Consider the following 14,948-nt stretch of genomic DNA (forward strand, 5'->3'; position numbering starts at 1 on the left):
CTCCTTCTTAAAGTGACGGCAAAGCCGGATCGACTTTGCAAACCAACAGATACGGCTTATGAGAAGCCAGCATCTTTTCTGCCAGTTCTTCGGCCTGACGGTTATTTTCTGCCAAAGCAGATTCTATTCCATAGGCCTTGGCCAGCATGACAAAATCCGGATTTCCGTGCAGCTCTGTGGCCATGTGCCGGCCGCCGTACTGCTTATCCTGAATCTCGCGCACCATCCCCAAATGTTCGTTAACCATCACGATAATTTTTACATTGGCATTGCTTTGCATGATAGTCCCCAGTTCACACATGGACATCTGAAAGGAGCCGTCACCGCAGACCGCCACTACCTGACGGCGGGGTTTGGCTAATTTGGCACCGATGGCCGCCGGAATGGAATACCCCATCGTGCCAAGACCACCGGAAGTTAAAAACCGGCCTTCTTTTACATTAAAATTATTGACTGACCAGATTTGGTTCTGCCCCACATCTGCCACCAAAATGGCATCGTCTTTCATCATTGCTGACAAAGTCCGGAAGAAAGACCGAGGTTCTACAAACTCTTCGGAAGGTTCCCCTCGCAGCACTTCATTCTCTTTCAGCTGCTCCACCCGGCTCAACCATTCCTCAGAGCGGTTCCAGCCGGCCTTATCCGCCAAATTGCCCAAAACCAGCCGAATATCGCCCACAATGGGAATATGAGCAGTAATGTTTTTCCCGATTTCTGCCGGGTCCACATCAATATGGATAATTTGTGCCTGAGTCCCCAGCATTTCCGGGGAAATAATGGCACGATCCCCCACCCTGGCGCCGCACAGAATCACAACATCTGCGGCCAAAAGGGCCTGATTGGCAGGCTTTCTGCCGTGGGAACCCACCATTCCCAAATAATGCCTGCTGTCCAACGGAACAACGCCTATGCCCATCATAGTCGAAACCACGGGGATTCCCGTTTTTTCCACCAAAGACAGCAGTTCTTTGCGTGCACCCGCCAAAACCACACCGCCGCCGCAGCAAATCACCGGCCGCTGTGCTTTTGCCAGCACTTCTACCGCCTTTTTGATTTGCAGAGCATGTCCCTGGGTACGGGGTTTATATCCGATAATATCCGCATTTGGGGGATATTTAAATTCTTTGATCTGATTCTGCTGAATGTCCACCGGAACATCAATCAGCACCGGCCCGGGGCGGCCCGTGGAAGCAATATGGAACGCTTCCTTAAACACACGGGGCAAATCTGCCGTATCTTTTACCAGATAACTGTGTTTGGTAAAAGGCTCACAGGCGCCGGTAATATCCGCTTCTTGAAATACGTCGCGGCCCAAAAGCTCAGAGCGCACCTGGCCGGTAATGGCTATCAGCGGCACCGAATCCATATAGGCCGTCGCAATCCCCGTAATCAGGTTGGTGGCGCCGGGGCCGGAGGTAGCGATGCACACGCCGGGCTTGCCGCTGGAACGGGCATAGCCGCTGGCCGCATGAGCCGCGTTCTGCTCCTGACGCACCAAGACATGCTCGATGGAGGATAGCGATAGCTTATCATAAAAAGGACAAATTGCCGCACCGGGATAGCCAAAGGTTAGGGTAACGCCTTCTTGCTCCAGGCATTTTACCATGATTTCCGCTCCGCTTATCATAAAACTCCACCTTCTCACAGCATTATAGTTGCTTTTAATTATATTATGTTATCCAGCAACCGTCAACTAAAAAAGGCTGCGCCGCATCCCAATTGGAATGCGGCGCAGCGCCATTCTTTTGTGCAATATTTCTTATTTCACCAGGGATTTCAGTGTTTCAATCTGTTCCGGGGTCAAATCAATAATGTCACTATTTTCCATGCTGGTGGAAACGTCCTCAATCAGAACCATTTTGGTGTCTTTTTGAGTAACGGTGTTGTGCCACAAAGACTGGGGAATGTTATACACTTTAAAAGGCTCCATTTCCAAAGCCTCCAGCTTCAGCTCGCCGTTGATTTCCTCGCCGGTAATCAAAGTACAGCGGCCATTGAGCAAAACGAACAGCTCGTCGGTCTTATTATGGCGTTCCAGGCAGGTGGTGCCTGTAATATCATTCTGGGGCTTCCAGTTTTTAATGCCTACCATCCACTTTTCGTTTTCGTAGACTCTCTGCATGCCCTCGCCGTTCATTTCAAAGGTTTGGATTTTCATTTGCGATATCTCCTTATTATTTCAGCAGCGCCTTGGCTTTCGCCACAATATTTTCCGGAGTCAGTCCGTAAATGCGGAACAGATCCGCCGGTTTACCGGATTTTCCGAATTTATCCATCACGCCAACGCGGTCAAACTTCGCATTGGATTTGCCTGCCAGAACTTCTGCCACAGCAGAACCCAAGCCGCCGATGATGGAATGCTCTTCCACAGTGACAATCGCGCCGCACTTGTCTGCCATTTTCAAAATGGTTTCGCTGTCAATGGGTTTAATGGTATGCATATTCACAACAGCCGCGCTGATGCCTTCCTGAGCCAGCTGCTCGGCAGCCTTCAAAGCTTCGGGAACCATCAATCCGGTGGCAATCAGGCACACGTCAGAGCCGTCTTTCATCACATTGGCTTTGCCGGGGATGAAGGGGGTGCTTTCTTCGGTGATAGTGTCACACACCGGGCGTGCCACGCGAATATAAACCGGGCCGTCAATTTCTGCCGCAGCAAAAACAGCCTTTTTGGTTTCAATGGGATCGCAGGGAACAAAAATAGTCATATTGGGAAGAACGCGCATCAGCGCCAAGTCCTCAATGGACTGGTGGCTTCCGCCGTCTTCGCCCACACACAGGCCCGAGTGAGACAAGCCGAATTTTACATTGGCGTTTACATATGCAATCGAGTTGCGAATCTGCTCATAGGCACGCCCTGCACCGAACAGCGCAAAGGTGCTGACAAAAGGCATCAGGCCGGAATGAGCAAAACCAGCTGCGGCGCAAACCAGGTTTGCTTCCGCAATACCGAAGTTAAAGAAACGCTCGGGATACTTGTCCATGAAAATACTGCTCATGGTAGCGTGGGCCAAGTCGGCGTCCATCGCAACTACTTTATCGTTTTTCGCGCCAAGCTCTACCAGAGCCTCGCCATATGCTATTCTTAAAGATTTCTTCTCAGCCATGGATCTCTACCCCCAGTTCCTTCATTGCCGCTTCATAGTTCTCGGTTGCAATCGGTTTGCCGTGCCAGTTATGGTTATCCTGCATAAAGGAAATTCCATATCCCTTGTGAGTGTGGCAGCAAATAAACTTGGGTTTTCCGCTGACCGGCTGATTCAGCGCTTTGGTAATTGCATCGATATCATGGCCGTCCACTTCGATACATTCAAAGCCAAATGCCTTGAATTTTTCAATGGGATTGCCGATATTCATAACTTCTTCGTTGCTGCCGTCTATCTGAAGATGGTTGTAATCGAGAAGCACGGTGAAATTGTCCAGCTTATAGTGCGCTGCGGACATGGCCGCCTCCCACACAAGGCCTTCCTGCATTTCGCCATCGCCAATTAAGGCATACACTTTGTAATCTGCCTTTTTATATTTGGCCGCCAGGGCCATGCCGCCCGCAACAGAGATTCCCTGTCCCAGAGAACCGGTGTTGCAGTCAATGCCCGGGGTCTTTGTCATATCAGGGTGCCCCTGCAGGTGGGAATCCGCCTGACGCAGGGACAGCAGATCCTTCTTGGGGAAGAATCCTTTATCAGCCAGAATTGCATACAGCGACGGGCAAGCGTGGCCTTTGCTCATCACAAAACGGTCACGGTCTTCCATTTGCGGATTCTTCGGATCGTACTTCATTACATTTTCATACAACGCCAACAGAATTTCCACGCAGGATAAGGACCCGCCGGGGTGTCCCGACTGGCAGGCATAGAGCGATTCCAGAATATCGACTCTAATCTGCTTTGCTTTTGCGTTCAGTTCGCTGTTCATTTCGATTACTCCTTTACAATTAACCCTTCACGGCCCCCGCGGTCAAGCCTTCTACCAAGCGTTTCTGCGCGAAGAAGAACATGATGCAGACGGGGATGATTGTTATAATTCCACCGGCCGTCAGCAGATCCCACTGGACCCCCAGCTGACCGATCAAATTCTTAAGTGCTACGGGAATGGTACGGTTGCTTTCGTTGGTAAACATAACAGCAAAGGTGTACTCATTCCAGGAGGTCATGAAGATGTACACTCCGGTAGCCACAAGACACGGAACCAAAACCGGAAAAATAATCCGGGTGAAAGCCTGTGCGCGGTTGCAGCCGTCCACCATGGCGGCTTCTTCCAGCGACAAAGGCAAATCATTGATAAACCCGTTTAAAAGCCACACGGAAAAAGGAATGGTGAAAGTGGTGTAAGAAAGCACCAAAGACATGGGGGTGTACAACAGACCCATACTACGCATAATAGCATAAAGCGGGATCAACAGCAAGACCGTAGGGAACATGTTGTTGGTCAAAAACAGAATCATAAATGCTTTTCTTCCGGCAAAGCGATAACGAGAGAAAGCATAAGCAGCCAGCATGGAAACCACCAAGCTGATGATGGTGGTAATCGCCGCCACCAGCAAGCTGTTGCCCATGGGTTTTAAAAAGTTAAAATCTACAAATAATTTTTTGTAGGATTCAAATGTCACATTTTGAGGCCAATAGGTAATTACACTGCCATAAAGCTCTGATTCCGGTTTAATGGAAGTAACAAACGTCCAATAAAACGGGAACAGCAAAAACAGAAGCATTACAATCAGAGGCAGGTACAAGAGCAAAAATTTCTGCAAAGGTGTTCTTTTATGCTGCATCGTTTTACGCCTCCTGATTCGCAAACATATTTTTCAGATACGGAATCGCCACCAACAATAAAAGCAAAGTAAGCAGCAGCGACATCGTGGACGAATAGCCCAGATTCAGGGCGTTCGCCTTGTTGAAAACATAAACGCTCAGCGTCTGAGACGCATAAGCAGGCCCGCCGCCCGTCATGTTGAAAATTACGTCGACGGAATTTGCCACCCAGATAATGCGCAGCAAAGTGGTTACAAAAATGGTGTTCTTAATTGCGGGAATGGTAATTCGGAACAGCTTCTGCATTCCGGTTGCACCGTCAATATCCGCCGCCTCATACAGTTCGCCGGGAACCCCCTGCAAACCGGCCAGAAGCATCAGGGCAAAAAACGGAATTCCCTGCCAGATGATGGTCACAATGACTGACGGCATAACGGTAGATTGCTGTGCCAAAAACGGAATCGGCATATCAATCAGGCCGACCTTCATTAAAAGGTCATTCAGCACGCCATAGCTTCCATCATAAATCCAGCGCCACATCAAACCGATAAGAACGCCAGGGGTGACCCAAGGGATCAGGCTGACCGCGCGGACAACACCGCGGCCTTTAAAGCTTTTGTTCAGAAGATTTGCCAAGATAAATCCAAAAACAAACTGGAATCCCACGCCAAATACAACCCAGAGGATAGTCCGCCAAAGAGACGACCAGAACAGTTCATCCTGCAGCACTTCGATGTAGTTGGCAAAGCCAATAAAACCGATGTCGCTTGGCCTTCTTAAATCGTAATTTTGAAAACTCATTAGAATCGCGTTGAGCGCGGGAATCAAAACAACCGCGACAATAATCAGCACCGCAGGCGTGATCAGCAAATACGGCCATATATTCGTCTTTTTGCGCTGCACTGTAAAATCACCTCTTCTAAAAAATGGGGCTGCAACCAGATTTTGTCTCATTGCAGCCCACAAACCGAAATCTTACATCCTTTTATTTGCCGTATAGACCGTCCTGCAGGGTCTTCATAGCCTGTTCGGCAGTTGTTTTGCCAGACAGGGCAGCAGCCACTGTGTTGGGCCAAATGGTACTAATCCACTCGGTGGTTGTGTCTTTAATCGGAACAATGCCCGCATAGGACTGACCCTCCATGGAAGCCTTCATAAACTTATTATCCTGGAATTCCGGCAGAGCCTGCACAGTCTTGCTGACCGGCACGTTTCCGGTGAATGTGCACCATTTCTCTTGGCCTTCGCCGGCTGCCAGATAAGCCAGCCACTCAAAAGCAGCGTCCTTATTTTTGCAGGACTCGAAGATTACGTTCTCGGTGTCACCCATAGAGGTCCACTGGCCTTTGCCTGCGGGGAAGGGGAATGCGTCCACATCATCGCCAAAGGTCTTTACCATATCAGCAGAAGAACCGGTATGGTGAATGGTCATAGCGGTTTTGCCGGACTTAAAGTTGGAAATAATCTCGTTAAATCCATCCTGAGTAGCCGTGGGCGGTACATAACCGTTCTTATACAGGTCAATGAAGTCCTGCATACCCTGAACAGATTCGGGAGTGGTCATGTCATTAAAGCTGCCGCCGCGGCCATAAATAAAGCTGCCCCAGGGTTCTTGTCCACCCTTTGCGCCGCGCATACCAAAGCCGTAAACGTCGGTTTTGCCGTCACCGTTGGTATCCATCGTTGTCTTCTTGATGACATTCAGAAACTCTTCATAGGTTTTGGGAACCTCTACTCCGGCCTTCTGGAAAATAGAGGGGCGGTAGTAAACGTACAGAACCTGAATGTTCCAGGGCATCACATACATTTCATCTTTGCCGCCGGCTTCTTTCATAATGTTGTAAATGTTCTGGTCAATATCGTCTTTCTTGTCCCAGTTTGCCACGTAATCGTCCAAGCTGGCCAGAAGATTGTTGGCTGTGAACAGGGGAGTTGCGGTCAGCTTCCATGCCGCAGTATCGGGGCCGCCGCCGCCCATAACAGCGTTAAACAGATTTTCGCTGTATTTGCCGCCGTCCCAAGGATATTCTTCTGCCACTACGGTAATGTTGTTCTTGTTGGACTTATTGAAATCAGCCACGATTTCCTTCATCTTTGCAGAGTAATCCGAGTTATCTGCCCAATACCAGTGGGTAAGGGTTACTGCTTCCCCAGAAGCGGCGCCGGAAACGGCCCCACTGGAAGAAGCGTCAGGCTTTTTGGCGCAGCCGGCAAAAGAAGTCATTGCCATAGCAAGCGCCAGGGTAAAGGCTAAAATCTTTTTTCTTTTCACTGTCATTCCTCCTAATATTTCAGCTTAGAGTCGTCCATAGCCTGCAGGATATGCAGTCGAGCCTGTTCTGCCGCCTCATCCGGATTTTTGCTGCGAATTGCCTCAAAAATACGGATATGGGCCTCGATTGCACGCCGATGCGTGCCAGGGACATTCATCGTTTCGAGATAACCTTCCCGAATCGATTCACAGATTAAAGGCAGAATGCGCTGCAAAACATCATTCTGCGTACACTCCGCCACGGCCGTATGAAAATCCACATCGCAGGAGGGATAAGCCAAATCATCCGTTTTTTCTGCGATTTCCATTTTTTCAATGGCCTGACTGAGCCGGTAGAGGTTGTCGCCGGTTGCCCTTTGTGCCGCCAGACTTGCTATTTGAGGTTCTATTAACAGTCTGCTTTCCAGCAGATTTTGAAGCAGTTTGTTCTGATTGGCGAAGTCCAAACCCAACGGATCATTTTTCATGCCGGGGCTTTCTGTTACATAAGTCCCTTTTCCCCGGTGAATCTCGACAATATTATCCGCAATCAGAAGCTTCACCGCTTCGCGCACCGTAGACCGCCCTACACCGAACATCGCCACAAGCTCGCCTTCACTGGGCAGACGATCTCCCGGTTTTAAATTCTTTTCCAAAATCATTTCCTTCAGCTTTTTAGAAATTAAAAGTGGAAGCTCCCTAGTCCCAAATAAAATCTGACTCATCTCTACACTCCCCGGCTTTGGCAAAGCCTTGTTTTTGCTGTCAGACCATCCCATTCTTTCACACCAAATCGAACGCAAAGCAAAGCCTTTTTGTGCAATATGACAGAATTATCGCTCTGTTTGCACCAAATCCATTTTTCCATTTCAAAGAATTTAAATAAATAATTCTTCTGATTTTTAGTTTTGATATAAAATAATACCAAAAATCGAACCAAACTGGTGTGATGTCTGACCGCTGATGTCCGATTAGAATTTGACACTATTATATCTTGTCTTTTTTCTAAAATCAAGTAACCAATGATAGAATTTTCTAGAAAAAATAACGGTTTTCCCTTTTTTCTTTTTCAGACAAAAGTAAGAGTGCCAAATAAAAGCCAGATACCAACAGACTTTTCGGTGGTTTTCAGCAATTTCCCTCCAATTTTATTTTTTACTAAATGCACAAAAACATACCTTGATTTTTTGTTCTTTATTTCAATCAACTTTCATTCGGTTTTTACGAAAAGACCGATTCTACCTTGGTATACTTGACTTTGCAACCGGCCACGATATAGAATAAGGGTAGATTGCCGCAATTTGGAAATTTGGATGATAGAAAGGATGTTGACTGTGCAAAGCTTTGTTTATCAGGTTCCCACCAAGGTGATTTTTGGAAAAGGCGCAGAGTTACAGATTGCCCCGGAAGCGGCAAAGCGCGGCGCCAGCCGAATTTTGCTGGTTTACGGTGGAGGAAGTGTTGTAAAAAGCGGATTGCTCTCTCGAATGGAAGAATCGATTCAGCAGGCAGGACTAGCCGTTCAGACTTTGGGCGGAGTTCAACCAAACCCCAGGCTGCAGTTGGCTCGAAAAGGCGTAAAACTGGCCGTCGAATGGGGCGCAGACCTGATTTTAGCAGTGGGCGGCGGCAGTGTTATCGACACTGCAAAAGCCATTGCCATTGGCGCAGCCAATCCGGAAACCGATATATGGGAGTTCTGGCTTTCTAAAAAGCCAGTTACAAAAGCTTTGCCTGTGGCCACCGTGTTAACCATTTCAGCAGCCGGCAGCGAAACCAGTGATTCGGCCGTTTTGACAGACGAAGAAACCGGCAATAAGCGCGGCCTCAACTGTGAATGGAACCGTCCTGCTTTTTCGGCTTTAAACCCGGAACTGACCATGACTTTGCCAAAATTCCAAATTGCCTGCGGCATTGTGGATATGATGATGCACACCATGGACCGTTACTTTAACCCGGTGGTAACCAATCAGGTTACTGACGAAATAGCAGAAGCTTTGCTGCGGGTGATTATAAGAAACGGCACCAAGGCCATGGAAAATCCCCATGATTATGAGGCTATGAGTGAGCTGATGTGGGCCGGAAGTTTATCTCACAACGGCCTGACAGGGCTGGGCAACGAAAAAGACTTTGCTCCGCACCAGCTGGGGCATGAACTCAGCGGTAAATTCGACGTAGCCCACGGCGCGTCCCTTTCCGCAATATGGGGTTCGTGGGCGCTTTATACCCGTTCTTCCGATCCGGAACGTTTTGCCCGATTTGGAAGAAATGTGTGGGGACTGGCCGGTGAAGATGTGGAAACGCTGTCTACCGCCGCTATTGAGGCCGCTGTCCGCTATTTCCGCTCTCTTGATATGCCCACCAATTTCACCGAGCTTGAGATTAAAGTTCAGCCTTCAGAAGCAATTGATGAACTGGCCATGCGCTGCTCCTTCCAGAACACCCGTACCATCGGCACGTTCCAGAAGCTCGCCTTGGAAGATATCCGAAAGATTTATCAGATGGCAAACCGGTAAATGTTCTGACCTTTTTGTCTGATGAATCATCACTTGGAACAGAAAAATAAAAATCCTGTTCCAAGTTTTTAAAGGAACAGGATGACAAAACCCGAAAACACAAACATGTGCCATCCAATAAACAGGATGTAAAGAAGGAGATGTCTTATGAATTCTACATTTCTTCATTTTAACTATAATGTACTGAATCTGGAAAAAAGCCTGGAGTTTTACGAAAAAGCACTGGGTCTGACTGAAAAGCGCCGCAAATGCGCCGCAGACGGCTCCTTTATTCTGGTTTACCTGACTGACAGTTCCACAGACTTTGAGCTGGAACTGACATGGATGCGGGATCGCAAAGAGCCCTACAATCTGGGCGACAATGAAATTCATTTAGCTGTGCGCGTTCCCGACAAAAAGCAAGCCTATGAACTGCACAAAAGCATGGATTGCATCTGCTATGAAAACCATGAAATGGATCTGTATTTTATCAACGACCCGGACGGATACTGGATTGAGATTCTGGACAGATAGTCAAAAAAAGAAAGCACCAACAAAATAAATTCGAATAAAAAGGGCTGTTGCAAAACTTCTGTTTTGCAACAGCCCTTTTTTCATCTGAATTTTAGATAGAACCACTTTATCCCTTCACCTGAAAGGATTGCCCTCTGCGGGTTAAAATCTGCACCTTGTCTAAATAATCCTGGGCCTGGGGCTGCTCTTTCAGCCAGTCAAACACTTCATACTGCTGGCGAAAATGCATGGGAACCACGTGTCTGGTTTGGGTGGTTCTCATATAGTAATCAAGCCCTTTCCAATAGTTGCCTTCCAGCCTGCCATCTAAGGGAACAAAAGCCAAATCAATGGTTTCGCCTTTTAGAAAATCAATTTGTTCTTTATAATTCTGCTCCATTTGTTTGCGGTATACAGGGCTTTCCCCTTCCCAATCCCAGAAATTCAGATCCCCCGCATGATACAGCGTGAAACCCTGTGCCCGGATTAAAAAAGCCACCCCCTGATCGGTGGAAGAAAGTGTCTGAATTCCCATTCCCTGAAATTGATAGCCGTGATTTGGTTCCACCACCAGCACATTTTCATCCAAAATGCTTCCTCTGGCGGGAACATCACTGGAAAGAACATATTTCACATCCGGAAGCATCCACTTCCATTCAAAAATACTGCTATCATAATGATCGTAATGAGAATGGGATACAAAAACAATCACCGGCAGGCCAAAATCGCGAATTTGCTTCAAATCCAGCCTGCCCCGGTCTAAATCACCGGTTACGGGTTGTCCTTCATAAGGATAATAATCAAAAATAAAGCAATGTGTTTTTGTTTTTAACACGAAAGCACTGTTATATAAATACCAGCACTGCAAATCCATGGTTTCATCCCCCTCTTTTTGCCAGTATACCATGATTTTTTTTTGTTTTCAAATCACTCTTCTAAAACTCCAAAGGTTTTTTGTGCAGAATTCCTGTTTTTCCCTTGTGGTCTTTTCTTGACATGCCCCCCAAATCATTTTATTATAAAGTTGTTATAGACGACTAATCAGATCTCTTGCAAAAGCGCCTATCAAACAGAGTAAAAATATGTCGGAACTGTAAATTAGCCGTAAATTTTTTAATTGCCTAATTGGATATATTGATTTTTGTTTTACTTTCATGTATGATTGTATTAATTAACTAATACAGAATTCAATTGTCCATTAGGATGCTATTTCTGGAGGATAACAATGTGAAAAAAAAGAAAATAATTCTTATCGCCGGCGTTGTGGTGGTTGGAGCCATTGCTGCTTCCATGCTGTTCTCCAACAAAGCCCCGGCCCCCACCCCGGTACAAACAGAACCGCTGACTGCACAGGCTCTTCGAAACACCATCGAAGCCAGCGGCAATGTGGAAAGCACCGACACCATCAATGTTTATGCAGAGGTTTCCGCCCCTATCGAACGTGTTCACGTGAAAGTGGGAGATCGGGTTTCTGCGGGTCAGCTTTTGGCCGAACTGGATGACACCGACTTACATAATACGCTGGAGCAAAGGCAAATTGCCCTTCGCACCGGAAGCGAAGCTTCACAGCAGCGAATTAAAATAGCGGAAAAAAACTATGAAGAAACCAAAGGCACTTTAGATCAAGGGCTGAATACTCAGCTGAATGCGGCAAAAGAACAAGTGGTGGCCGCACAACGCGCTTTGGATAAAGCTGTGGATGACCAAACCATCAACCAGCAAAGAGTGGATCAAGAAACCAAAGATCAGCTTTTGCAGCCCAAAGCAACCCTATCCTCAGCAGAAGTCGTACTGAACCGGACAAAAAAGGCTTATGATGATGCCAAAAAAGAATGGAAAGACGACTATAAAGATTTGAAAGATGAATTAAAAAAGCTGAAAGATTCAGGGGCTGACAAAGAAAAAATTAAAGAGGCCCAAGAAGCTCTGGATAAATATGAAGAGGATAAGGTCATCATTGACGAAAACACAGGGGCCACTTCTCTGAAAACCCTTCGCGAAGCCTATGAAGATGCCGAGCTGAATTACAACAATGCCAAAAAATCACTGACAGCGGCCGAAACCTCTGCAAAAAATGCTGCCACCGATAAAATGAAAACCTATAACAAAGCGGTAGAAGATTCCCAGATTGCTTATGACAATGCGGTTCGCGCTCTCAAGGCGATGGAAACCTCAATCGAGCAGTCTTTGGAAAGCGCTCAGGATACCATTCATTCTGAAAAAATAGCCGCCAATACCGAGTCTTTGCAAGCGGAAATTAAGACACTGAATACCAATCTGCAAAAATGCAAGATTACGGCCCCGGCCGCCGGAACCATTACCGCTGTTTACGCAGTGGAAAACGCAGTGGCCAACGGTTTAATGTTTGTCATTGAGGACACTGGCGGACTGCAAGTCACCGTGCGCATTAAAGAATACGACATTCCCTCTGTGAAAGAAGGAATGAAAGCCATAATCACTGCGGACGCCACCGACAAGACCGAATATGAAGGCGTCGTGCAGAAAATTTATCCCGCAGCCATTCGGGCAGATGCCGCAGCCGGCGCCGCAGCAGCGGCCAACAACAATGTGGAATTTGAAGCCGAAGTGCTGATTCAAACGCCCGATTCTCCTTTGCGCATCGGAATGAGCGCCAAGGCAAAAATTATTTTAGAAGAAAAGAGCAATGTGCTCGCCGTTCCCTATGATGCGCTGACCACCAACGAAGAAGGGAAAACAGTCATTTATACCGTAAAAAAGCAGCCCGATGACTCCTATCAGTCTATTTCACTTCCGGTAACCACCGGTTTGGAAACCGATTTTTCCGTGGAAATTTCCGGTGATGGAATCACGGCCGGAATCCCTGTCATTTCCGAAGCGAAATCTGTGACACCCGGGCTTCCTATTACTGTAACCGGCGGTGCCGAGGCGCTGGCAGACGCGGTTAGCAGCGGTTCTGGGGAGGCAGCGCCATGAGCGGCAAAACCGTAATTGAAATGCACAATATTATTAAAACCTATTATTTGGGAACCCCCAATGAATTGGAAATCCTGCACGGAATTGACCTGACTGTATCCGATGGTGAATTTGTTTCTATTGTGGGCGCATCCGGCTCCGGAAAGTCCACCTTGATGAACCTGATAGGTGCTTTGGATCGCCCGACCTCTGGCGAATACGAACTGGATGGCATGGCTACCTCAGAAATGTCCAGCAACCAGCTCTCAGATATCCGCAATCGGAAAATCGGATTTGTATTTCAGACCTTTAACCTGATTCCCCGCTCCACCGCATTGGGAAATGTGGAGCTGCCTATGCTGTATGCAGGCACGCCCCGTTCTCAGCGCATCAAGCGCTCCCGAGAGCTTTTGGAATTGGTTGATATGTCCCAACGGGAAAAGCACATGCCAAACGAACTTTCGGGCGGACAGAAACAGCGTGTGGCCATCGCCCGCGCCATGGCCAATGATCCTGCAATTATTCTGGCCGATGAGCCCACCGGCGCACTGGACAGCAGAACTGGGCGTTTGGTGATGGATTTGTTTCACACCCTGCACCAAAAAGAAAAGAAAACCATCGTTTTAATCACCCATAACCAAGAATTAGCAGAAGAAACCGACCGAATCATCACCATTCGTGACGGCCGGATTGTGGATGATCAGGACAATCGAGAAAAAGCGCGTCTTCTGTGGGGCGGGGAGGACAACATATGAATTTATCCGAAAACATCCGCCTGGCCGCAGCAGGCCTTCTCGCCAATAAAATGCGTGCCCTGTTAACCATGCTGGGCATTATCATCGGCATTGGCTCGGTAATCGCCATTTCATCTGTGGGTACTTCCATGACCAATTCTGTCAGTACCGCTTTAGAAAGCTTTGGAATTACCAACATTCAGGTGTATTTATCTCCCAAAGACAACGCCATGAGCATGTCAATGGATTCCGATGAACTGATTACCGATGAAATGATTGAAAAATATCAAGAACGGTTTGCCGATAAAATCAATGGAATCGGCCTGTCCCAAGGGGTTGGGAGCGGCACGATTAAATTTCGCGGCGAAACCTATAAAGTAGATGTTTCTGGCGTCAGCCCCGGCTATGCCACTACCGGAAACATCAAAATGAAAAGCGGCCGATTCTTTACCGACCGCGATATTCAGCGTTCCAACAATCTGGCGATTGTGTCGGAAAAACTGGTTGCCATTTTATTCCCCGGCAATCCGAATCCGTTGGGCGAAGAAATTAAGGTGTCTTTAGATACCGGCCGGGAAACCGTAACGATTGTCGGAATTTATGAAGATGTTGCTTTGGAAAATGAAACCATGCAAATGATGATGGGGGTTACTGACACCACCAATCTATATCTTCCCCTTGGAACAGCTACCCGTATACTAAACCGCAGCGACGACGGATACGCTTCCTTTATGGTTAGTGCACTGATGGGTTCTAATTATGCAAAAATTACCGCAGATACCGAAGACTTTTTCAATACGTATTACGCCAAGAACGAAAAAGTTATGGTGCGTGCGGTGAGCCTAGATTCCCAGCTGGCTGAAATGAACAATATTATGAACACTATGTCATTGGCCATCGCAGTTATCGCCGGAATTTCCCTTCTGGTAGGCGGCATTGGCGTTATGAACATTATGCTGGTATCCGTAACCGAACGTACCCGAGAAATCGGCATACGAAAAGCCCTGGGTGCCAAAGACAGTGCCATTCGCATTCAGTTTATTGTGGAATCTATGATCATCTGTGTGATCGGCGGTATTCTGGGCATTATCACCGGCGGCCTTTTAGGCTATGCAGGCAGCCTATTAATCAAACAGCCCGTAATCCCCTCCATCACCTCTATTGTGATTGCGGTGGGCTTCTCTATGGCGATTGGCCTGTTTTTTGGCTATTACCCCGCCAATAAAGCTGCAAAGCTGGATCCCATTGAGGCACTGCGTTACGAGTAACA

Annotated in this window: 14 protein-coding genes; 5 read left to right on the top strand and 9 right to left on the bottom strand. The window is 47.5% G+C overall.

The window, feature by feature from the left end; translation table 11 throughout:
• Positions 1-7: 7 nt before the first annotated feature.
• The 8 genes from ilvB to C1A02_RS11015 all read right to left on the bottom strand — a co-directional run bounded on the left by ilvB (position 8) and on the right by C1A02_RS11015 (position 7,727).
• Positions 8-1,627, bottom strand: coding sequence for a biosynthetic-type acetolactate synthase large subunit (gene ilvB, locus C1A02_RS10980; protein ID WP_101698261.1), 1,620 nt, complete (start codon positions 1,625-1,627; stop codon positions 8-10).
• Positions 1,628-1,759: 132 nt separating this feature from the next.
• The gene (locus C1A02_RS10985; RefSeq protein ID WP_101698262.1) at positions 1,760-2,158 is read right to left on the bottom strand and encodes a cupin domain-containing protein; all 399 of its coding nucleotides are present in this window, start codon (positions 2,156-2,158) and stop codon (positions 1,760-1,762) included.
• A 16-nt stretch (positions 2,159-2,174) separates the two neighbouring features.
• On the bottom strand, positions 2,175-3,107 hold the full coding sequence (locus C1A02_RS10990) for a transketolase family protein (RefSeq protein WP_101698263.1): 933 nt from the start codon (positions 3,105-3,107) through the stop codon (positions 2,175-2,177).
• A complete protein-coding gene (locus C1A02_RS10995; protein ID WP_101698264.1) occupies positions 3,100-3,915 on the bottom strand; it encodes a transketolase in 816 nt (271 codons plus the stop codon). Before C1A02_RS10995 ends, C1A02_RS10990 begins: the two co-directional genes overlap by 8 nt.
• Positions 3,916-3,934: 19 nt before the next feature.
• A complete protein-coding gene (locus C1A02_RS11000; protein ID WP_101698265.1) occupies positions 3,935-4,771 on the bottom strand; it encodes a carbohydrate ABC transporter permease in 837 nt (278 codons plus the stop codon).
• A 4-nt stretch (positions 4,772-4,775) separates the two neighbouring features.
• Positions 4,776-5,654: a carbohydrate ABC transporter permease gene (locus tag C1A02_RS11005; RefSeq protein ID WP_101698266.1), complete on the bottom strand. Its 879-nt coding sequence runs from the start codon at positions 5,652-5,654 to the stop codon at positions 4,776-4,778.
• An 82-nt stretch (positions 5,655-5,736) separates the two neighbouring features.
• A complete protein-coding gene (locus tag C1A02_RS11010) occupies positions 5,737-7,029 on the bottom strand; it encodes an ABC transporter substrate-binding protein (RefSeq protein ID WP_164997194.1) in 1,293 nt (430 codons plus the stop codon).
• A 5-nt stretch (positions 7,030-7,034) separates the two neighbouring features.
• Positions 7,035-7,727: a FadR/GntR family transcriptional regulator gene (locus C1A02_RS11015; protein WP_101698268.1), complete on the bottom strand. Its 693-nt coding sequence runs from the start codon at positions 7,725-7,727 to the stop codon at positions 7,035-7,037.
• Positions 7,728-8,336: 609 nt separating this feature from the next.
• Between C1A02_RS11015 and C1A02_RS11020 the strand changes: the two genes are divergently transcribed.
• Together C1A02_RS11020 and C1A02_RS11025 are read left to right on the top strand one after the other, a co-directional pair.
• Positions 8,337-9,518 (top strand): iron-containing alcohol dehydrogenase, encoded by a 1,182-nt coding sequence (locus tag C1A02_RS11020; protein ID WP_370737803.1) that lies wholly within the window; start codon positions 8,337-8,339, stop codon positions 9,516-9,518.
• A 147-nt stretch (positions 9,519-9,665) separates the two neighbouring features.
• Complete coding sequence (locus C1A02_RS11025) at positions 9,666-10,031, top strand: VOC family protein (protein ID WP_101698270.1); 366 nt, start codon at positions 9,666-9,668, stop codon at positions 10,029-10,031.
• Positions 10,032-10,137: 106 nt separating this feature from the next.
• On the opposite strand, the gene C1A02_RS11030 is transcribed toward C1A02_RS11025, so the two are convergent.
• Positions 10,138-10,884 carry an MBL fold metallo-hydrolase gene (locus C1A02_RS11030; RefSeq protein WP_101698271.1) on the bottom strand — a complete coding sequence of 249 codons (747 nt, stop codon included), beginning with the start codon at positions 10,882-10,884 and terminating at the stop codon, positions 10,138-10,140.
• 353 nt (positions 10,885-11,237) lie between these two features.
• Between C1A02_RS11030 and C1A02_RS11035 the strand changes: the two genes are divergently transcribed.
• From C1A02_RS11035 to C1A02_RS11045, 3 genes are read left to right on the top strand one after another with little or no spacing between them, the layout of a single operon-like run.
• Positions 11,238-12,965, top strand: coding sequence for an efflux RND transporter periplasmic adaptor subunit (locus tag C1A02_RS11035; RefSeq protein WP_101698272.1), 1,728 nt, complete (start codon positions 11,238-11,240; stop codon positions 12,963-12,965).
• Complete coding sequence (locus C1A02_RS11040) at positions 12,962-13,699, top strand: ABC transporter ATP-binding protein (RefSeq protein WP_101698273.1); 738 nt, start codon at positions 12,962-12,964, stop codon at positions 13,697-13,699. The genes C1A02_RS11035 and C1A02_RS11040 overlap by 4 nt, the downstream gene beginning before the upstream one ends.
• The gene (locus C1A02_RS11045) at positions 13,696-14,946 is read left to right on the top strand and encodes an ABC transporter permease (protein WP_101698274.1); all 1,251 of its coding nucleotides are present in this window, start codon (positions 13,696-13,698) and stop codon (positions 14,944-14,946) included. Before C1A02_RS11040 ends, C1A02_RS11045 begins: the two co-directional genes overlap by 4 nt.
• Positions 14,947-14,948: the final 2 nt, after the last annotated feature.

The sequence above is a fragment of the Clostridium minihomine genome (assembly GCF_900240385.1).
Classification (GTDB): Bacteria; Bacillota; Clostridia; order Oscillospirales; family Acutalibacteraceae; genus Faecalispora; species Faecalispora minihomine.

Bases quoted from the DNA above. Each gene is read 5' to 3' on its own strand.
- ilvB (WP_101698261.1), bottom strand. From the start codon at position 1,627: ATGATAAGCGGAGCGGAAATCATGGTAAAATGCCTGGAGCAAGAAGGC.
- C1A02_RS10985 (WP_101698262.1), bottom strand. From the start codon at position 2,158: ATGAAAATCCAAACCTTTGAAATGAACGGCGAGGGCATGCAGAGAGTC.
- C1A02_RS10990 (WP_101698263.1), bottom strand. From the start codon at position 3,107: ATGGCTGAGAAGAAATCTTTAAGAATAGCATATGGCGAGGCTCTGGTA.
- C1A02_RS10995 (WP_101698264.1), bottom strand. From the start codon at position 3,915: ATGAACAGCGAACTGAACGCAAAAGCAAAGCAGATTAGAGTCGATATT.
- C1A02_RS11000 (WP_101698265.1), bottom strand. From the start codon at position 4,771: ATGCAGCATAAAAGAACACCTTTGCAGAAATTTTTGCTCTTGTACCTG.
- C1A02_RS11010 (WP_164997194.1), bottom strand. From the start codon at position 7,029: ATGACAGTGAAAAGAAAAAAGATTTTAGCCTTTACCCTGGCGCTTGCT.
- C1A02_RS11015 (WP_101698268.1), bottom strand. From the start codon at position 7,727: ATGAGTCAGATTTTATTTGGGACTAGGGAGCTTCCACTTTTAATTTCT.
- C1A02_RS11025 (WP_101698270.1), top strand. From the start codon at position 9,666: ATGAATTCTACATTTCTTCATTTTAACTATAATGTACTGAATCTGGAA.
- C1A02_RS11030 (WP_101698271.1), bottom strand. From the start codon at position 10,884: ATGGATTTGCAGTGCTGGTATTTATATAACAGTGCTTTCGTGTTAAAA.
- C1A02_RS11040 (WP_101698273.1), top strand. From the start codon at position 12,962: ATGAGCGGCAAAACCGTAATTGAAATGCACAATATTATTAAAACCTAT.
- C1A02_RS11045 (WP_101698274.1), top strand. From the start codon at position 13,696: ATGAATTTATCCGAAAACATCCGCCTGGCCGCAGCAGGCCTTCTCGCC.